The sequence below is a fragment of the Alcaligenes sp. Marseille-Q7550 genome (genome assembly GCF_965112015.1).
This window is the reverse complement of record NZ_CBCOPU010000002.1, coordinates 248930-266950: the sequence shown is the minus strand read 5'-3', so window position 1 is coordinate 266950 and position 18021 is coordinate 248930. Positions and strand designations below refer to the sequence as shown.

General features: G+C 64.4%; 16 protein-coding genes and 1 tRNA gene. 8 read left to right on the top strand and 9 right to left on the bottom strand.

Going from position 1 to position 18021, the window contains the following annotated elements:
• Position 1: 1 nt before the first annotated feature.
• A complete protein-coding gene (gene ehuC / locus ACWPWO_RS10560; RefSeq protein ID WP_454006575.1) occupies positions 2-673 on the bottom strand; it encodes an ectoine/hydroxyectoine ABC transporter permease subunit EhuC in 672 nt (223 codons plus the stop codon).
• A 108-nt stretch (positions 674-781) separates the two neighbouring features.
• Positions 782-1645, bottom strand: a complete 864-nt coding sequence (gene ehuB, locus ACWPWO_RS10555) for an ectoine/hydroxyectoine ABC transporter substrate-binding protein EhuB (protein WP_454006574.1) — start codon at positions 1643-1645, stop codon at positions 782-784.
• Between the two features lie 511 nt (positions 1646-2156).
• Here ehuB and ACWPWO_RS10550 point away from each other — a divergent pair.
• From ACWPWO_RS10550 to ACWPWO_RS10525, 6 genes are all read left to right on the top strand, one after another.
• Positions 2157-4244 carry a carbon starvation CstA family protein gene (locus tag ACWPWO_RS10550; RefSeq protein ID WP_454006573.1) on the top strand — a complete coding sequence of 696 codons (2088 nt, stop codon included), beginning with the start codon at positions 2157-2159 and terminating at the stop codon, positions 4242-4244.
• 1 nt (position 4245) lies between these two features.
• On the top strand, positions 4246-4476 hold the full coding sequence (locus ACWPWO_RS10545) for a YbdD/YjiX family protein (RefSeq protein WP_454006572.1): 231 nt from the start codon (positions 4246-4248) through the stop codon (positions 4474-4476).
• A 475-nt stretch (positions 4477-4951) separates the two neighbouring features.
• Entirely contained in the window at positions 4952-6043 is a 1092-nt protein-coding gene (gene aroG, locus ACWPWO_RS10540; protein ID WP_454006571.1) for a 3-deoxy-7-phosphoheptulonate synthase AroG, read from the top strand.
• A 29-nt stretch (positions 6044-6072) separates the two neighbouring features.
• Positions 6073-7494 (top strand): FAD-binding oxidoreductase, encoded by a 1422-nt coding sequence (locus tag ACWPWO_RS10535; protein WP_454006570.1) that lies wholly within the window; start codon positions 6073-6075, stop codon positions 7492-7494.
• A gap of 126 nt (positions 7495-7620) precedes the next feature.
• The gene (mnmA, locus tag ACWPWO_RS10530; RefSeq protein ID WP_454006569.1) at positions 7621-8733 is read left to right on the top strand and encodes a tRNA 2-thiouridine(34) synthase MnmA; all 1113 of its coding nucleotides are present in this window, start codon (positions 7621-7623) and stop codon (positions 8731-8733) included.
• 8 nt (positions 8734-8741) lie between these two features.
• Complete coding sequence (locus ACWPWO_RS10525) at positions 8742-9554, top strand: sulfite exporter TauE/SafE family protein (RefSeq protein ID WP_454006568.1); 813 nt, start codon at positions 8742-8744, stop codon at positions 9552-9554.
• A gap of 216 nt (positions 9555-9770) precedes the next feature.
• Here the strand turns inward: ACWPWO_RS10525 and ACWPWO_RS10520 are convergent, their stop codons facing one another.
• Positions 9771-10379: a glutathione S-transferase family protein gene (locus ACWPWO_RS10520; RefSeq protein ID WP_454006567.1), complete on the bottom strand. Its 609-nt coding sequence runs from the start codon at positions 10377-10379 to the stop codon at positions 9771-9773.
• A gap of 233 nt (positions 10380-10612) precedes the next feature.
• Between ACWPWO_RS10520 and purB the strand changes: the two genes are divergently transcribed.
• Positions 10613-11989: an adenylosuccinate lyase gene (purB, locus tag ACWPWO_RS10515; protein WP_394060655.1), complete on the top strand. Its 1377-nt coding sequence runs from the start codon at positions 10613-10615 to the stop codon at positions 11987-11989.
• Between the two features lie 103 nt (positions 11990-12092).
• Complete coding sequence (locus tag ACWPWO_RS10510; RefSeq protein WP_454006566.1) at positions 12093-12545, top strand: c-type cytochrome; 453 nt, start codon at positions 12093-12095, stop codon at positions 12543-12545.
• Between the two features lie 120 nt (positions 12546-12665).
• Here the strand turns inward: ACWPWO_RS10510 and ACWPWO_RS10505 are convergent, their stop codons facing one another.
• The 6 genes from ACWPWO_RS10505 to ypfJ all read right to left on the bottom strand — a co-directional run bounded on the left by ACWPWO_RS10505 (position 12666) and on the right by ypfJ (position 17984).
• A complete protein-coding gene (locus ACWPWO_RS10505; RefSeq protein ID WP_454006565.1) occupies positions 12666-13907 on the bottom strand; it encodes an ammonium transporter in 1242 nt (413 codons plus the stop codon).
• Between the two features lie 17 nt (positions 13908-13924).
• Positions 13925-14263, bottom strand: a complete 339-nt coding sequence (locus ACWPWO_RS10500) for a P-II family nitrogen regulator (protein ID WP_454006564.1) — start codon at positions 14261-14263, stop codon at positions 13925-13927.
• A 521-nt stretch (positions 14264-14784) separates the two neighbouring features.
• Positions 14785-14860, bottom strand: a tRNA-Lys gene (locus ACWPWO_RS10495).
• Positions 14861-15008: 148 nt separating this feature from the next.
• Positions 15009-16529 (bottom strand): tripartite tricarboxylate transporter permease, encoded by a 1521-nt coding sequence (locus ACWPWO_RS10490; RefSeq protein ID WP_454006563.1) that lies wholly within the window; start codon positions 16527-16529, stop codon positions 15009-15011.
• A 3-nt stretch (positions 16530-16532) separates the two neighbouring features.
• On the bottom strand, positions 16533-16988 hold the full coding sequence (locus ACWPWO_RS10485; RefSeq protein WP_394060647.1) for a tripartite tricarboxylate transporter TctB family protein: 456 nt from the start codon (positions 16986-16988) through the stop codon (positions 16533-16535).
• A gap of 147 nt (positions 16989-17135) precedes the next feature.
• Positions 17136-17984 (bottom strand): KPN_02809 family neutral zinc metallopeptidase, encoded by an 849-nt coding sequence (ypfJ, locus tag ACWPWO_RS10480; RefSeq protein WP_454006562.1) that lies wholly within the window; start codon positions 17982-17984, stop codon positions 17136-17138.
• Positions 17985-18021: the final 37 nt, after the last annotated feature.

Here is an 18021-nt window from a genome sequence, read left to right as displayed (position 1 = left end):
GTCAGCTCCTTCCGGCGCGCCACCGTCCGGTGGAGCGCTCGAGCAGTTTCATCAGGGCGGTCAGCACCAGCGCCATGCCGAAGTACATCAGCAGGAGCAGGGTGTAGATGGTGGTGCTGTCCTGGGTGAAGTTGCGTATCTGCTCGGCCCGGAATGCCAGGTCGCTCAGGCTGATCAGCGACACCAGGGCGGTGTCCTTCAGGTTCTGCACGGCCAGGTTGCCGAAGCTGGGCATCATTTCGGGAACGGCCTGCGGCAGGCTGATGCGCCAGAGGGTCTGGCGTTCCGTAAAGTCCAGCGCCTTGGCGGCCTCCAGTTGCGAATGCGGCACCGCCTGGATGGCGCCGCGCACGACCTCGGCCCCGTAGGCGCCGATGTTCAGGCTCAGGGCCAGCGTGCCGGCCACCACCGGGTGCAGGCGCAGGTCCAGGCCGACGGCTTCGCCCAGGATGGGCAGGGCGAAGTAGAGCCAGAACAGCTGCACCAGCAGGGAGGTGCCGCGAAAGACTTCGATGAAGGCGATGGACAGGGCGCGCAGGCCGATGTTGCGCGACAGCTTGCCGATGCCGAAGGCAAAGGACAAGAGGCCGCCCAGCACCGTGGAGTAGGCCGTCAGCTTGACGGTGACCCACGCGCCTTCCAGCAGGGGAGTGCTATAGCTTAACCAATCCATAGGGGAACCCAGAGAAGGCCGGGGAGCGCGCCGGCGGCGCGCCGCCCGTCCGGATGGCGGGAGAAAGAGAGTCGGCGGAGCCGGGCGGCTCCGCGCAGCGGTGGATGCTTAGCCCTTGCAGAGCTGCTCGGTGCTCTTCTCGAAGGAGTGCTTGGCATCTTCGTCGGTGAAGCCATAGTTCGCCAGGATGGCCTTCCATTCGTCGGTCTTCTTGAATTCGGCCAGTTCCTTGTTGACCGCGTCGCGCAGGTCCTGCGAATCCGAGGCGAAGGCGAACCCGCCCCAGCTGCGCACCGGGTTGCCGTTGATGATGGGGTCCTTGAACTCCGCGGCCAGCTCGGTCTTGCCGCCGCTCTTGGAGGCCAGGTCGTTGACGGTCAGGCCGGTGGCGGCATAGGCGTCGGCGCGGCCCGTGGCCACGGTGGAGATGGCGTCCGCGTTGTTGGAGATGGTGACCATGCGGCTGTCGGGCACGCCCAGCGCCTGCATCATCTCCAGCTGGTCGGCGCCGGCCATGATGGCGATCTTGTGCTCCGTCTTGGCGAAATCCTCGTAGGAATGGATGTTCTTGGGATTGCCCTTGGCCACCAGCAAGCCTTCGCCGTAGGAGCTATTGGGTTCGGAGAACAGAATTTGCTGGCAGCGCTGCGGCAGGATCGCCATCTCTGCGGCCACCATGTCGAAGCGCTTGGCCTGCAGGCCGGGGATCAGCGAACCGAAATTGGCCGTCTCCCAGGTGATGTTCTTGATTCCCAGGCGTTCCATGACGGCCTTGGCCACATCGGGCCCGGCGCCCTTGGCCTGGCCGGACATATCCATATAGCCATAGGGGATCTCGTTGGCGACCGCGATGCGGATGGACCCGCGTTTTTGCACGTCGGCCAGCGAGATGGCGTGTGCGCCGGCCATGATACCCAGGCAGCCGGCCAGGGTTCCGGCCAGAACAGAAAGCGGTTTGAACCTTGTTTTCATGAGCATTTCCTTTTCTGGTGCAAATCATTCTTCAAAAAAATGATTTGCATTACAAAAGATTTACCGAGAAATCATACTTCATAAAAACATTTGTACTCAAATTAATTTAATAGAAACTATCGTTCTCATGCTCTGCCTAGAAATCATCAATGAACCTGATGCGCGCCTTGCGGCTCCGCTGCCGTGCCCAGGGTCGCTGTTTTTGCTATGCTTTGCTGCAGAGTCTGGCGTGGACGCTCCTGCGTCGCCCGGGCTCGGCAGCATCCAGATCGTTTCAGTGATTAGCGCCGCTTGCAGGCGGCTGCACCGTTTTTTGCGGCGCGCGAATGCGCGCCGCAAGCAACATGCCGACCAGGGTCGGATCCGGCCCCATCCGGGCCGGGGAGACCACGAGGCGCGAGCCGTATAGAGCGGCGGCCGCGGCATCGGTTCGGCATGACGTCCGACTCCCGTGGAAACGGGCGCGGACCGGCAGGCGGCAGCTCTACTAACGCTAAATCGTGGAGGCTCTATGAGCAGAGAAGAGGGCGGTTTCATCAAACGGCATCTGATCTGGGTGCTGATCGCTTTGTTGGGGGCGTTTGCCCTGGGGACCGTGGCCTTGCACAGGGGCGAGACCATCAACGCCCTGTGGATCGTGGTGGCGGCGGTCTGCGTCTACCTGGTCGCCTACCGGTACTACAGCCGCTTCATCGCGCGCAAGGTGTTCGAGCTGGACGCCACGCGCCTGACGCCGGCCTGGCGCCACAACGACGGCCTGGACTACGTGCCCACCAACAAGCATGTCCTTTTCGGGCATCACTTCGCGGCGATCGCCGGGGCGGGGCCGCTGGTCGGGCCGGTGCTGGCGGCGCAGATGGGGTATCTGCCCGGCATGCTCTGGATCCTGGCCGGAGTGGTGTTCGCCGGCGCGGTCCAGGATTTCACCGTCCTGTTCATTTCCATGCGCCGCGACGGGCGTTCGCTGGGCGACCTGATCAAGGCCGAACTGGGCAGCGTGCCCGGCGTCATCGCGCTGTTCGGCGCCTTCATGATCATGGTGATCATCCTGGCGGTGCTGGCCCTGATCGTGGTCAAGGCCCTGATCGGTTCACCCTGGGGCACCTTCACGGTCGTGGCGACCATCCCGCTGGCCATCTTCATGGGCATCTACCTGCGCTACCTGCGGCCCGGCCGCATCGGCGAAGTGTCCGTCATCGGCCTGGTCTTCCTGCTGGGCGCCATCGTCTACGGCCAGGACGTGGCCGCCCATCCAACCTGGGGGCCGTTCTTCACGCTGGACGGCGTGGAACTGACCTGGGCCCTGATCATCTACGGCTTCATCGCCGCCGTGCTGCCGGTGTGGCTGCTGCTGGCGCCGCGCGACTACCTGTCCACCTTCCTCAAGGTGGGCACCATCGTGGGCCTGGCGATCGGCATCCTGATCGTCGCGCCGCACATGAAGATGCCTTCCACCACGCAGTTCATCGACGGCTCCGGGCCGGTCTGGTCGGGCAGCCTGTTTCCCTTCCTGTTCATCACCATCGCCTGCGGCGCGGTGTCGGGCTTTCACGCCCTGATCTCCTCGGGCACCACGCCCAAGATGATCGAGAACGAAACCCAGGCGCGCTACATCGGCTACGGCGGCATGCTGATGGAATCCTTCGTGGCCATCATGGCCCTGGTGGCCGCCTGCGTCATCGAACCCGGCATCTACTACGCCATGAACAGTCCCGCGGCCCTCATCGGCACCACGCCCGAGCAGGCGGCGCAGGTGGTCTCGAGCTGGGGCTTTCTGGTGACGCCGGCCGACCTGACCCAGATGGCCAGCAATGTGGGCGAGAGCAGCATCATCTCGCGCGCGGGCGGCGCGCCCACGCTGGCTGTGGGCATGGCTTACATCCTGCACAACGTCATCGGCGGACCCGCCATGATGAGCTTCTGGTATCACTTCGCCATCCTGTTCGAGGCCTTGTTCATCCTGACGGCGGTGGACGCCGGCACGCGGGCCGGGCGTTTCATGCTCCAGGACCTGCTGGGCACCTTCGTGCCCAGCCTGCGCCAGACCGAATCCCTGGTGGCAAACCTGATCGCCACCTCCCTGTGCGTGGCGGCCTGGGGCTACTTCCTGTATCAGGGCGTGGTCGATCCGCTGGGCGGCATCAATACGCTCTGGCCGCTGTTCGGCATTGCCAACCAGATGCTGGCCGCGGTGGCGCTGGTGCTGGGCACCGTGGTGCTCTTCAAGATGAAGAAAGACCGCTACGCCTGGGTCACCGTGCTGCCCACGCTCTGGCTGCTGATCTGCACCCTGACCGCGGGCCTGCAGAAGATGTTCCATCCCGATCCCAAGATCGGCTTCCTGGCCCATGCCAAGGTGTACCAGAAGGGCCTGGCCGAACAGATGGTGATGGCGCCGGCCAAGTCGCTGGAGCAGATGAGCCAGGTGATCTTCAACGATTATGTCAACGCCTCCTTGTGCGGGCTGTTCATCTTTGTGGTGTTGAGCATGGTGTTCTTTGGCATACGCTGCGTGTTGCGGGCTCGCCGGGACGCCGCGCCGCACACGGCCGAAACCCCCTACGAGCCGCTGCCCCAGCAGGCGGCGGCGGGAGCCTGACATGAAAGGACTGTTCACCGGCGCCCTGGCGCGCAGCGCCCAGGCGGGGCGCGACACCGGACGCTATCTGGCCACGACGCTGCGGCTGATGGTGGGCGTGCCGGACTACGACACCTATCTTGAGCACATGCGCCGCAACCATCCGGAGCAGACGCCCATGGATTACCCGACGTTCTTCCGGGAGCGTCAGCAGGCCCGCTACGGCGGGCGAGGGCGCATCGGCTGCTGCTGAGGATCGGGCCGGCCTGCAGCAACGGCGCTAGCCGGATGCACTGCAACACCCGCCCGCCGGGCGGGTGTTGCGGTAAAAACAACAGGACAATCGCAATGAGATGGATTCTCCTTGATTTTCCTGAAAACTCGAAACAAAAGGGCTTTTAAAAAAACCAAAACGAAATATTCATTTCGTTATTGGGCAATTTATACAGTAAATTCGATATGAATATTCTGTCAGTCGCCATATTTTCATGCCGTTCTTGCTGAAATCCTTGGCAGGGCCCGGAAAACTGTGTTAGGATTTTTCCCATGAAGCAAGCAACCCCATTCTTCTACTTTTACTTTTACGCTTTTCCAATGCCGCTGGTGGAGGAAAGGACGGGTTGCACCAAACGAAAGTAAGCCCAAAATCCTGAAAAAAGCCGCCAGCATCGTCCGGGCGGCTTTTTTTTCGCCTGCCCCGGCCCTGGCAAAACTACTGGAGTAACGTCGTGTCGCACAATACTGATGATTTACGGATCCGTGAAATCAAGGAGCTCTCGCCCCCATCGCACGTCATGCGCGAGTTCCCTTGCACGTCCGAAGTATCGGCCACGGTCCACAATGCGCGCCGCAGCATTCACAAGGTCCTGCACGAGCAGGACGATCGCCTGGTCGTCATCGTCGGCCCGTGTTCCATCCACGATACCGAGGCCGCGCTGGACTACGCCCGCCGCCTGACGGTCGAACGCAAGCGCTTTGCTTCCGAACTGGAAATCGTGATGCGCGTCTACTTCGAGAAGCCTCGCACCACCGTGGGCTGGAAGGGCCTGATCAACGATCCGCACCTGGATGGCAGCTTCAACATCAACCAGGGCCTGCGCACCGCGCGCGAGCTGCTGCTGGCGGTGAATCAGCTGGACCTGCCCGCCGGCTGCGAATTCCTGGACATGATCACGCCGCAGTACATCGCCGACCTGGTGTCCTGGGGCGCCATCGGCGCGCGCACCACGGAAAGCCAGGTCCACCGTGAGCTGTCGTCGGGGCTGTCCTGCCCGGTCGGCTTCAAGAACGGCACCGACGGCAACATCCGCATCGCGCTGGATGCCATCAAGGCGGCTTCCCAGCCGCATCATTTCCTGTCCGTGACCAAGGGCGGCCATTCGGCCATCGTGTCCACGGTGGGCAACACCGACTGCCATGTGATCCTGCGCGGCGGCAAGACGCCCAACTACGATGCCGAAAACGTGGAGGCGACCAGCCAGGCCATGGTCAAGGCCGGCATGATTCCGCGCGTGATGATCGACGCCAGCCATGCCAACAGCAACAAGGACTACCGTCGCCAGCCTGAAGTCCTGGCCGACGTGGCGGGCCAGATCGCCAAGGGCGATGCGCGCATCTTCGGCGTGATGATCGAAAGCCACCTGGTGGGCGGCCGCCAGGATCTGGTCAACGGCTGCGCCCTGACCTACGGCCAGAGCATTACCGACGGCTGCATATGCTGGGATGACACCGTCGCCGTGCTGGAGCAACTGGCCCAGGCGGTCAAGGACCGCCGCCAGGCGCGGGTGAAGCTTGAAGAGGCGGCGCTGAGCCACTCATAATAGCGTTTTGCTCGTTTCTAGGAATCGCTATGAATGCTCCTGGCCATGCCGCCGCCGTGCGGCGTCCCATACCGGAGGGCTTTCTGCAAGCCCTGCAGGCCCAGTTCAATGAACGCTGTTCGCTTGCGCACGCCGTGCGCGAGCACCATGGCAGGGACGAATCGCCGTTCCCGCCCATGCTGCCTGATGCCGTGGTCTTCGCCCGCACGACCGAAGAAGTCGCCTGGGTGGCGCGGCATTGCCATGAGCATCACGTCCCGCTGATTCCCTACGGGGTCGGCTCTTCCCTGGAGGGCCACCTGCTGGCCGTGCAGGGCGGGGTCAGCCTGGACCTGTCGGGCATGGATCAGATCGTGGCCATCAATCCCGAAGACTTCACCGCCACGGTGCAGGCCGGCGTCACGCGCCTGGCCCTGAACGAACATCTGCGCGATACCGGCCTGTTCTTTCCAATCGATCCGGGCGCCGACGCCAGCCTGGGCGGCATGGCGGCCACGCGGGCTTCGGGCACCAACGCGGTGCGCTACGGCACCATGCGCGAGAACGTGCTGACCCTGAAGGTGGTCACTGCCGACGGCCGCGTCATCGAGACGGCCAACCGCGCCAAGAAGTCCTCCGCAGGCTATGACCTGACTCGCCTGTTCATCGGCAGCGAGGGCACGCTGGGCATCATCACGGAAGTCACGGTGCGCCTGTACCCGCAGCCCGAGGCCATTTCCGCCGCCATCTGCAACTTTCCCGACTTGCGCTCGGCTGTCCAGAGCGTGATCGAGGTCATCCAGATGGGCATCGCCATCGCGCGCGTGGAGTTCATGGACGCCGCAGCCGTGCGCGCCACCAATGCCTACAGCAAGCTCGCGTTGAAAGAGACGCCGCTGCTGCTGTTCGAATTCCACGGCAGCCCCACCGGCGTGCAGGAGCAGGCCCAGGTGGTGCAGGAGATCACGCGCGAGAACGGCGGCATGGATTTCGAATGGGCCAACAAGCCCGAGGACCGGTCGCGGCTGTGGACGGCGCGCCACAACGCCTATTTCGCCGGGCTGCAGCTGCGCCCCGGCTGCAGGGCCAGCACCACGGACGTATGCGTGCCGATCTCCGCCCTGGCCGACTGCGTGGCGCAGACCGCGGCCGACATGGACCAGGCCTCCTTCCCCTACACCATCGTGGGCCACGTGGGCGACGGCAACTTCCACGTCCTGATGCTGCTCGCTCCGGACAGCCAGGAGGAATGGCAGGAGTCCGAAGTCCTGAACCGCCGCCTGGTGCAGCGCGCCATCGCCATGCAGGGCACCTGCACGGGCGAACACGGCGTTGGCCTGCACAAGATGGAGTTCATGCTGGCCGAGCACGGCCAGGATTCCCTGGACTTGATGAGCAGCATCAAGCAGGCGCTGGATCCGCACAACATCCTGAATCCGGACAGGATGATCCCGCCCCGCCCGCTGGACTGAGACGCGGCCCGAAGGGGCTTGCGTGTGGATTCGCCCCGGCAGGCGTACAATGCGTTTTTGCGGCCCGCCGGGGCGGGCCTTCCGCGTTACAGCGCGCCCCTCGCGGCGCGCCTCACCACCACCGCAATGACTACTTCCACCAAGAAAGGTCGCGTCGTGATCGGCATGTCCGGCGGCGTCGATTCCTCCGTGTCGGCCTGGCTGCTCAAGCAGCAGGGCTATGAGGTCGTCGGCCTGTTCATGAAGAACTGGGAAGACGACGACGATTCCGAATACTGCTCCTCGCGCCAGGACTGGCTGGACGCCGCCAGCGTGGCGGACGTGGTGGGCGTGGACATCGAGGCCGTGAATTTCGCCGCCGAATACAAGGATCGGGTCTTTGCCGAGTTCCTGCGCGAGTATTCCGCTGGCCGAACGCCCAATCCTGATGTGCTGTGCAATGCCGAGATCAAGTTCAAGGCCTTCCTGGACCATGCCATGACTTTGGGCGCTGACTGGATCGCCACCGGTCACTACGCACGGGTGCGCGCGGTGCAGGCCGGCGGGCGTACGCAATACCAGTTGCTCAAGGGGCTGGACGCCTCCAAGGACCAGAGCTACTTCCTGCATAGGCTGAACCAGGCCCAGCTTTCGCGCAGCCTGTTTCCCCTGGGCGAGATCAACAAGCAGGAAGTGCGCCGCATCGCGCAGGAGTTGCGATTGCCCAACGCAGCCAAGAAGGATTCCACCGGCATCTGCTTCATCGGCGAGCGGCCGTTCCGCGAGTTCCTGAACCGCTATCTGCCTACCCAGCCCGGCCCCATCAAGACGCCGGAAGGCGTGGTCGTGGGCCAGCACGTGGGCCTGTCCTTCTACACCTACGGGCAGCGCAAGGGCCTGGGCATAGGCGGGGTCAAGGGCAAGCAGCGCGACGACGGCACGGCCGACGCCTGGTATGCCGCCCGCAAGGACCTGAAGACCAACACGCTGTATGTGGTGCAGGGGCATGACCACCCCTGGCTGCTGCAGTCCGAGCTGCGCGCGGCCGATGCCAGCTGGGTGGCCGGTCATCCTCCCGAACTGGAAACGCTGGGCGCCAAGACCCGCTATCGCCAGGCCGACGCCGCCTGCCGCCTGCTCCAGGCCCAGGGCGACACCTTTACGCTGGCATTCGATCAGGCCCAGTGGGCCGTCACGCCGGGGCAGTCGGCCGTGCTGTATGACGGCGACGTCTGCCTGGGCGGCGGCATCATCCAATAGGGGCGAGCATGGATCCCATCCTGATTGCCAGCCTGCTGGCGCTGGGCGCCGGCGTGGGCGTGGCCGCCGGCCTGCTGGGCATAGGCGGGGGCATGATACTCGTGCCCTTCCTGACCTTTCTGCTGCCGCGCTTCGGCGTGTCCCAGGAACTGGCCGTGCACGCCTCGATTGCGACGGCCATGGCCACCATTCTGTTCACGTCGCTCTCCAGCGTGCGGGCGCACCACAAGCGCGGCGCCATACGCTGGGATGTGGTGCGGGCCATGGTGCCGGGGCTGATCCTGGGCGGCATGCTGTCGGGCGGCGCGGTGTTCGCCGTGATCGACGGCACGGCGCTGGCCATCGTCTTTGGCGTGTTCGTGCTGTATTCGGCCTACAAGATGGGCCGCAACACGCCCGTGCCGCAGGGCCGGGCGCTGCCCGGGCAGGCCGCCATCGTCGCCATGGGCGCTTTGATCGGCTTCGTGTCCGGCCTGCTGGGAGCGGGCGGGGCCTTTCTGTCCGTACCCTTCATGCTGCGCGGCAATGTGCCGGTGCGCCAGGCCGTGGCCACCTCGGCTGCGCTGGGCTTCTTCATTTCCCTGGCCAACAGCGTGGGCTACATCTGGTCCGGGGAGGCCGTCAATGGCGGCCAGCCGGGCATGATAGGCTACATCTACTGGCCGGCCCTGCTGATCGTCTCGGCCATGAGCATCTGCACCGCGCCCGTGGGCGCGAGCCTGGCGCACAAGATCTCGCAGCTCGCTCTCAAGCGCATCTTCGCGGCCATGCTGACCATGCTGGCCATCTACATGATCGGACAGGCCATCGTTCACGCCTGAATGTCCCCGGCGCTGGCCGCATGCCGGGGGCGGCCAGCGCGTCCAGTTCCGTTTCCCGGATGCCTTCGAAGGCGCCGGCGCCTCCGGCCCATGCCACTGCTTCCCGCAGTCGTTCGAGCGCATGCGGGCCCTGTCCAGGCCCGACCCGCCGCGAAAGCGGCTGGCATAAAAAAAGCCCATTCTGCTGAATGGGCCCTGTCTTGCCGGATGTTGCGGTCAAATCACAGGGATGGTGCTGGCGAACGAGGGGCGGGTCTGGAGCTTTTCGTCCAGCCGCTGCAGGTTGCCATATTGCGAGCGCCAGGCCAGGTCCGGAAAACGAAGGTCCAGGTAGCCCAGGGCACAGCCCACGGCGACGTCGGCCAGGCTGAAGGTCGTGCCCGTGCAGAAGGCCTGTTCGCCCAGGCTGCTGTTCATGGATTGCAGCGCGGCGGCGATCTTGCCTTGCTGGCGTTCGATCCAGGGCTGATGGCGCAGCGCCTCGGGGCGGCGGTTTTCCACCACGATGGCCACGGCGGCGTCCAGCACGCCGTCGGCGATGGCTTCCCAGCATTTGACCGCGGCCCGGTCGCGGCCCGCCTGGGGTATCAGGCGACCGACGGGCGAGAGGGTGTCCAGATATTCGACGATCACGCGGGAATCGAACAGGCTGCTCTGATCGTCCATGATCAGGCAGGGAACCTTGCCCAGCGGGTTGTACTTCATGATATTGCTGTCGTCGGCCCACACATCTTCCAGAATCAGCTCGTAGTCGAGCTTTTTTTCCGCCATGACGACACGCACCTTGCGCGCGTAAGGGCTTGTGAGGGAAGCAAGGATTTTCATAGGAAGCTATCAAAAGTTACAGGCCAAAAAAGTATAGCAGGAACCCATGGGCGAACGCTCCGGCCACCCGGCGCAAGGGGCGAGGATGCGGTAATGGCTATAAATTGTGGTTTATTCGTCAATCAGGCGGACGAGGGCCGGATTCTTGGCCCGGCCGGGCGAGGCGCTGCGCGGGCGCCGGCCGGCAATGTTAGAATGCTGGCTGAATTTTTCCCCCTTTTTCCTGTAGAACGATGCAAATAGCCGATACTCTGAGCACTCTCAATGCCCTGTCTCCCCTGGACGGGCGTTATGGCAGCCGTACGGGCTCCCTGCGTGGACTGTTGTCCGAAGCCGCCTTCATGTGGCATCGCGTGGAGGTCGAAGTGGCCTGGCTGATCGGCCTGTCCGACGCCGGCCTGCCGGAGCTGCCCGCGTTCTCGGCCGAGGCGCGCCAGAAGCTCAAGAGCCTGGTCGAACAGTTCTCCGAAGACGACGCGGCCCGCATCAAGGCCATCGAGCGCACCACCAACCACGACGTGAAGGCCGTGGAATACTGGCTCAAGGAAAAAGTTGCGGATCATGCCGAGCTGGCCAAGGCGGCCGAATTCATCCACTTCGCCTGCACGTCCGAGGACATCAACAACACCTCGCATGCGCTGATGCTGAGCCGCGCGCGCGAACAGGTCATCGTGCCGCAGCTGCAGGCCGTGTGCGACGCCATCAAGGCCCAGGCGCGCCTGCACGCCGCCCAGCCGCTGCTCTCGCGCACCCACGGCCAGCCGGCCAGCCCCAGCACCATGGGCAAGGAATTCGCCAACGTGGCTGCGCGCCTGCAGAACGCCATCGCCGCCATCGTCGCCGTCCAGCCCTTGGCCAAGCTCAATGGCGCCACCGGCAACTACAACGCCCATTTCTCGGCCTACCCTGAAATCGACTGGCCTGCCTTCAGCAAGAACGTGCTGGCCGGCCTGGGCCTGACCCAGAACGTCTACACCATCCAGATCGAGCCGCATGACTGGATGGCTGCGCTGTTCGACGCCATCGCCCGCGCCAACACCATCCTGCTGGACTTCAACCGCGACGTCTGGGGCTACATCTCCCTGGGCTACTTCAAGCAGCGCCTGAAGGAAGGCGAGATCGGCTCGTCCACCATGCCGCACAAGGTCAACCCCATCGACTTCGAAAATTCCGAAGGCAACCTGGGCCTGGCCAATGCCGTGCTGCGCCACCTGTCCGAGAAGCTGCCCGTGTCGCGCTGGCAGCGCGACCTGACCGATTCCACCGTCTTGCGCAACCTGGGCGTGGCGCTGGGCTACAGCGTGGTGGCGTATGACGCCTGCCTGCGCGGCCTGGGCAAGCTGGAGCTGAACGCCGCCGCCGTGGATGCCGACATCGACGCCTGCTGGGAAATCCTGGCCGAGCCCGTCCAGACGGTGATGCGCCGCTACGGCCTGCCTCAGCCCTACGAGCAGCTCAAGGCTCTGACTCGCGGCAAAGGAATCACCGAAAGCGCATTGCGCGAATTCATCGGCGGTCTGGACCTGCCGGCCGATGCCAAGAATTACCTGCTCAACCTGACCCCGCGCAGTTATCTGGGCGTGGCGGTCGAGCTGGCCAACGCGATTTAAGAGCCGCCTCGCGCGCGTCGTGGGGAAGCGGCGCGCCAAGCGGCCCGGCATGACCTGCAAGCCTCGCAAGGGGCGTTTCAAGTATCACTAAACAGGAGTCCGTATGAAGAAGTTCGCTTTCCTGGCAGCCGCCGCGGCGGTGTGCGCCGCCATCGCCGCCCCGGCCACGGCGCAGTTCGCCAAGCCTGAACAGGCCATCAAGTACCGTCAGGCCGGCATGACACTGATCGGTTCGCATTTCGGTCGCATGGCGCCCGTGGCCAAGAAAGAGGCGCCGTTCGACGCCGACGCCATCGCCAAGAACGTGGAAGTGCTGTCGGTGCTGGCTGCCTTGCCCTGGGCCGGCTTTGCCCCCGGCGCCGAAGGCGGCGATGCCAAGCCGGAAGTCTGGAGCGATGCCAAAGGCTTCAAACAGGCCGAGGACGACTTCCTGTCGGCCATGGACAAGCTGAAGACGGCTTCCGCGTCGGGCGATTTCGATGCGTTCCGTGTGGCTTTCGGCAATGTGGGAAAATCCTGCAAGTCCTGTCACGATTCCTATCGCAAGGAAAAGTGATCGCTGGCGGCAGCCTGAAAAAAAGCCCTCGAAAGAGGGCTTTTTTACGTCTGGGTCGAGCCGGTGGTGCAGGAGCCGGCAGGCGGTCGGGACAGGGCGGGTTGAGCGTCATGGCTGGTCTCAGCTCTGGTATCCGGATTCGCCGTGCGTGCGGATGTCCAGGCCTTCGCGCTCGTGCTCGGGACTGACGCGCAGCCCGCCGCAAATCCATTGCGCCAGCTTGAAGGCGATCAGCGCGGCGAGGCCAGACCAGGCCAGCGTCAACAGCACGCCTTCCAGCTGGATCCAGAGCTGCATCCACACGCCGTTGCCTGCCGCCGTGCCCGGGCCGCCCCACGACGGCGCATTGAACAGGCCGGTGAGCAGGGCGCCTACGATGCCGCCCAGGCCGTGGATGCCGAAGACGTCCAGCGTATCGTCGGCGCGCAGCAGGCGCTTCAATCCGTTGACGCCCCACAGGCAGGCCAGCGAGGTGATCAGGCCGATGGCCAGCGCCCCTGACGGAGCCACGAAACCGGCTGCGGGCGTGATGCCCACCAGTCCGGCGATGGCGCCCGAGCAGGCGCCCAGCAGGGAAGGGTGGCCCTTGATGAGCCATTCGCCCAGCGTCCAGGCCACCACCCCGATGGCCGCCGCCAGCATGGTGTTGAAGAAGGCCAAGGCGGCGTTCTCGTTGGCGGACAGGGCGGAGCCCGCGTTGAAGCCGAACCAGCCCACCCAGAGCAGGGCCGCGCCGATGAAGGTCAGCGGCAGATTGTGCGGCGGCATGGCTTCGCGCCGGTAGTTCAGGCGCGGACCGACCAGCCAGGCGCCCACCAGTCCGGCCATGCCGGCGTTGATGTGCACCACGGTGCCGCCGGCGAAGTCCAGCGCGCCGCGCTGATTGAGCAGTCCCCCGTTCTCGGCGTCGGCAAACCATACCATGTGGCAGATCGGCAGATAGGCCAGGGTGAACCAGATGACGGTGAACACCAGAATGGAGGACAGGCGGGCGCGTTCGGCCAGGCTGCCGACCACCAGTGCGCAGGTCAGTCCGGCGAAAGTGGCCTGGAAGGCGGCGAAGAGCAGCTCGGGCAAAGAGCCCGACAGCGCGAACCGTTGGTCGCCGGGCGTGAACAGCCCGTTCAGGAAGGCTTTGTCCAGGCCTCCGATGAAGGGATTGCCCGCCGTGAAGGCCAGCGAATAGCCGTAGATGAACCACAGCACCACGCCCAGCGAGAATACGAGCAGCGTCTGGGACAGCATGGACAGGGCGTTTTTGCGGCGCACCATGCCCGAGTAGAACAGGGCCAGGCCGGGGGCGGCCATCATCAGCACCAGGAGGGTGGACACCAGCATCCACGATAGGTCAGCGTTGTTCATGATGAGGTCTCCCGAAGTCACAATGCGTTTTCGTCGCACTCGCCGGTGCGGATGCGGACCACATGGTCCAGGGACTGCACGAAGATCTTGCCGTCGCCGATGCGGCCCGTGCGGGCGCTGGTCTGTATGGCTTCCAGCACGGTCTCGAGCAGGGCGTCCGGGATGGCCAGTTCGATGCGTATCTTGGGCAGGAAGTCCACGGCGTATTCCGCGCCGCGATACAGTTCGGTATGGCCTTTCTGGCGTCCGAAACCTTTGACTTCGGTCAGCGTCATCCCCTGTATGCCAAGCTCGAAGAGCGCTTCCCGTATTTCGTCGACCTTGAACGGCTTGACGATGGCGGTAATGAGTTTCATAGGTGTTCCTGAAATGAACGCAGGTCCGCTCGCCGTCGTGGCAGGGCAGGAACACCGTGGGGATGGCGGCGGGTGGGGGAGGGCCTGCCGGGACTCGTGATCCTGGCGGCTGGCTTGAAGCCGGGCAAAGCCGGCTTGAGTTGATCCCTGGCTGCGGCGCCTCGAGGGCGGCAGCGCGAGCACAAGATGTAGGCAAGCGGACCTGTGTTGTAGGTTGAAGAGCAACACAATTCCGGCAAGGCGAGTAAGCTAGCTTGGCACGTGACCCCGATCTTGCCTAGTCGGTGGGCAGTGAGGTGACGGCAGCGCTCTGTGACGCCTGTTTCCGCGGATCTCACCGCCGCAGGAACAAAGACTATGGAAAAATAATATATGCTGCAGCGCAACAAGTGAGCGTCGGCCGCCACTTTTTTTTTGAATAGTCTTAACTTTGCAACAAAAGTGTAGCCAGCGCGCGCAGCAAGCAGGCAAAGAAAAAGGCCGCTTTCGCGGCCTGATTCTGCTATGCTTCGCAGGATTTCTGGTGGGTCGTGTGCGACTCGAACGCACGACCAATGGATTAAGAGTCCAGTGCTCTACCAACTGAGCTAACGACCCGTGTTTCCTGCGAAGAAAATAATTATAGATCGAATTCCTCGGCGGACAATACCAGTTTACATATTTTTACATTTTACTCCTGCCCGATGGCCCGACAAAAAAGCGGCGGCCGCGGAGAATCCGGTAAGGCGCGGCCGCCCAAGGGAACTCAGTTCGCCATGGCCAGGGCCTGGCGGGCGCGGCGCTTCTTGGCCAGCGTCGAGTACAGCAGGCCCAGGATCAGCAGCGCGCTGGCCAGCATGAAGCCCGCGCTGATGGGCCGCTCGATGAAGACCGCCATGTCCCCGCGCGACAGCAGCAGGGCGCGGCGGAAGTTTTCCTCCACCATGGGACCCAGCACGAAGCCCAGCAGCAGCGGCGCCGGTTCGAACTCCAGGCGCATGAACAGGTAGCCCACGATGCCGAAGAACAGCACCATGCCCACGTCGAACAGGTTGTTGTTGGTGCTGTAGACGCCCACGCACACAAAGAACAGCGCGGCCGGGAACAAGTACTTGAAGGGCACGGTCAGCATGCGTATCCACATGCCGATCAGGGGCAGGTTGAGCAGCAGCAGGATCAGGTTGCCGACCCAGAAGCTGGCGATCAGGCCCCAGAACATGTCGGCATGCTCCAGCATCATCTGCGGGCCGGGCTGTATGCCGTGGATGATCAGGGCGCCCAGCATCAGGGCCATGACCGGATCGCCCGGGATGCCCAGGCTCAGCGTGGGGATGAAGCTGGTCTGCGTGGATGCGCTGGTGGCGGCCTCGGGGGAGGCGATGCCTTCGATGGCGCCGCGCCCGAAGCGCGAGGGTTCCTTGGCCATCTTCTTTTCCGTGGCGTAGGCAATGAAGGAGGCGATCGTGGGGCCGGTGCCGGGCAGGATGCCGAAAGCCGCGCCGATGGAGGTGCCGCGGACCAGCGCGCCGCGCGACTGGCGCAGGTCGCCTTTTTGCGGGCGCAGCGACTTGAGCGTGACCTTGCTGCTCACCACGCTGTTTTCCGGCGTGATCTGGTTGATGTTCTTCAGGAAGTCGGCCACGCCGAACAGCCCCATGGCCAGCGCCACGATCTGCAGGCCGTCGCTCAGCTCCATGATGTCGAAGGTAAAGCGCATGACGCCGCTGTTGACGTCGGTGCCGATCACGCCCATGAGCAGCCCCAGCACCACCATGGCTACGCCCTTGAGCGCCGAGCCTCGGGCCAGGGTGGCGCCGGCCAGCAGGCCCAGCGTCATCATGGCGAAGTATTCCGCCGGCCCGAAGAGAAAGGCCACGTCCACCAGGACAGGGGAGAACAGCATCATGGCCAGGATGCCGATGGTCGCGCCGAAGAAGGACGAGCACATCAGCATGAACAGGGCCGAGCCCGCCTTGCCGTTGCGCGCCATGGGATTGCCGTCCAGGCAGGCCACGGCGTGCGAGGCGGTGCCGGGCAGGTTCAGCATGATGGAGGTGATGCCGCCGCCGTATTGCGAGCCATAGTAGATGCCCGCCAGCATGATGAGCGCGGCCGTGGGCGTCATGGTGTAGGTCAGGGGCAGCAGGATGGAGATCGCGGCCAGCACGCCCATGCCGGGCAGCACGCCGATCAGGTTGCCCATGAACACGCCGAAGATGGCCCAGATCAGGTTGTCCCATTGCAGGGCCACCTGGAAGCCGTGAAGCAGATTCAGTACGGTGTCCATGGATCAGCCCCAGCGCAGCAGCGGGAACTGCAGATTCAGCCCCCAGTAGAAGATCAGCGAGCCGGCGACCGTCATGAAGGCGGCCAGCAGGCCGGCGGTCTTGATGGTGTGCTGGCGGTCGCCCATTGCCGAGATGAATACCAGGGCGAAAGTCGCCGGGGCCAGGCCGCCCCATTTGCCGAAGAACATGAAGGCCAGGATGCCGGCCGTGATGCAGGCCCAGCCGCGCCATTGGGGCGGGGCGACCGGTTCCTCCTCCTGGGTGCCGGCCGACCGGCCGGTCAGGGCGATGGCCAGCCCGAGCAGGGCCAGCAGGATGCCCAGCATCAATGGGAAATAGCCCGGTCCCATGCGCTGCAGGGTGCCGACGTTGTAGCCGAGCGAGGTGATGGCGGTCGCGGCCCCCAGCACCACCATGGTGCCGCCCGCGACCAGATTCTGTCTGCCGTGCAGTTTCATTATTGTGTCTCCCGTGGACGCACAATTGCGCGACTCCATGGTAGGGACACGGCAGGCCCCGGGGGATTACAAATGCCTTAACGAACGGTAATGTGGCGGGCGATAGTACAGGCTTGAATCATTCAGCCCGCCGGCCGGCGGGCTGTTTCAACGCGGGTCGGCCAGGGTGAAGGTGTCGCAGCTGCGCAATTGGCCGCTGCGATAGCCTTCCTGGAACCAGGCCATGCGCTGCCTGGCGCTGCCATGCGTGAAGGAGTCGGGCAACACATAGCCCTGGGCCTGTTTCTGCAAGGTGTCGTCGCCCACGGCCTGCGCGGCGGCCATGGCTTCCTGGATGTCGCCCGGTTCCACTATCTGGCGCTGCGCGTCGGCATGGTGCGCCCAGATGCCGGCGTAGCAGTCGGCCTGCAGTTCCAGGCGCACGGAAGCCTGGTTGGCGCGCGTCTGGGAACCGCTGCGGCGGGCCTGCTCCACGGCGCGCATGGCGCCCAGCTGGTTCTGGACGTGGTGGCCTACTTCGTGGGCGATGACGTAGGCGGGGGCGAAGTCCCCCTTGACGCCCATGCCGCGCTCCATTTCATCGAAAAAGCCCAGGTCTATGTAGAGCTTTTCGTCCCCGGGACAGTAGAAGGGGCCCATGGCCGACTGGCCGGTGCCGCAGGCGGTGGGGGTGGCGCCGCGATACAGCACCAGGACGGGGTCGCGGTACTGGCCGTTGGTCTGCTGGCGGAAGATGTCGCGCCAGACGTCTTCGGTTTCGCCCAGCACTTTGGCGATGTACTGGCCCTGCGCATCGTTGGCGGGCACGGACTGCGCCGGAGGCTGGGTGACGGGGCCTTCGGCCAGGTTCAGCACCATGTTCGGGTCTATGCCAAAGTACATGGCGACCAGTGCCAGCACGACGGTGCCCAGGCCTATCTTGCCGCGCCCGATGCGCGGGCCGGCCGAGCGGCGGTCCTCGACGTTCTGGCTGGAGCGGGATCGATCCAGGCGCATCACGTTCTCCTTGCTCTGAAAAGCGTCAATGTACTCC

Excerpts from the sequence above, each read along its gene's own strand:
- ehuC (WP_454006575.1), bottom strand. The coding sequence starts at position 673 with ATGGATTGGTTAAGCTATAGCACTCCCCTGCTGGAAGGCGCGTGGGTC.
- ehuB (WP_454006574.1), bottom strand. The coding sequence starts at position 1,645 with ATGAAAACAAGGTTCAAACCGCTTTCTGTTCTGGCCGGAACCCTGGCC.
- ACWPWO_RS10550 (WP_454006573.1), top strand. The coding sequence starts at position 2,157 with ATGAGCAGAGAAGAGGGCGGTTTCATCAAACGGCATCTGATCTGGGTG.
- ACWPWO_RS10545 (WP_454006572.1), top strand. The coding sequence starts at position 4,246 with ATGAAAGGACTGTTCACCGGCGCCCTGGCGCGCAGCGCCCAGGCGGGG.
- ACWPWO_RS10535 (WP_454006570.1), top strand. The coding sequence starts at position 6,073 with ATGAATGCTCCTGGCCATGCCGCCGCCGTGCGGCGTCCCATACCGGAG.
- mnmA (WP_454006569.1), top strand. The coding sequence starts at position 7,621 with ATGACTACTTCCACCAAGAAAGGTCGCGTCGTGATCGGCATGTCCGGC.
- ACWPWO_RS10525 (WP_454006568.1), top strand. The coding sequence starts at position 8,742 with ATGGATCCCATCCTGATTGCCAGCCTGCTGGCGCTGGGCGCCGGCGTG.
- ACWPWO_RS10520 (WP_454006567.1), bottom strand. The coding sequence starts at position 10,379 with ATGAAAATCCTTGCTTCCCTCACAAGCCCTTACGCGCGCAAGGTGCGT.
- purB (WP_394060655.1), top strand. The coding sequence starts at position 10,613 with ATGCAAATAGCCGATACTCTGAGCACTCTCAATGCCCTGTCTCCCCTG.
- ACWPWO_RS10510 (WP_454006566.1), top strand. The coding sequence starts at position 12,093 with ATGAAGAAGTTCGCTTTCCTGGCAGCCGCCGCGGCGGTGTGCGCCGCC.
- ACWPWO_RS10505 (WP_454006565.1), bottom strand. The coding sequence starts at position 13,907 with ATGAACAACGCTGACCTATCGTGGATGCTGGTGTCCACCCTCCTGGTG.
- ACWPWO_RS10500 (WP_454006564.1), bottom strand. The coding sequence starts at position 14,263 with ATGAAACTCATTACCGCCATCGTCAAGCCGTTCAAGGTCGACGAAATA.
- ACWPWO_RS10490 (WP_454006563.1), bottom strand. The coding sequence starts at position 16,529 with ATGGACACCGTACTGAATCTGCTTCACGGCTTCCAGGTGGCCCTGCAA.
- ACWPWO_RS10485 (WP_394060647.1), bottom strand. The coding sequence starts at position 16,988 with ATGAAACTGCACGGCAGACAGAATCTGGTCGCGGGCGGCACCATGGTG.
- ypfJ (WP_454006562.1), bottom strand. The coding sequence starts at position 17,984 with ATGCGCCTGGATCGATCCCGCTCCAGCCAGAACGTCGAGGACCGCCGC.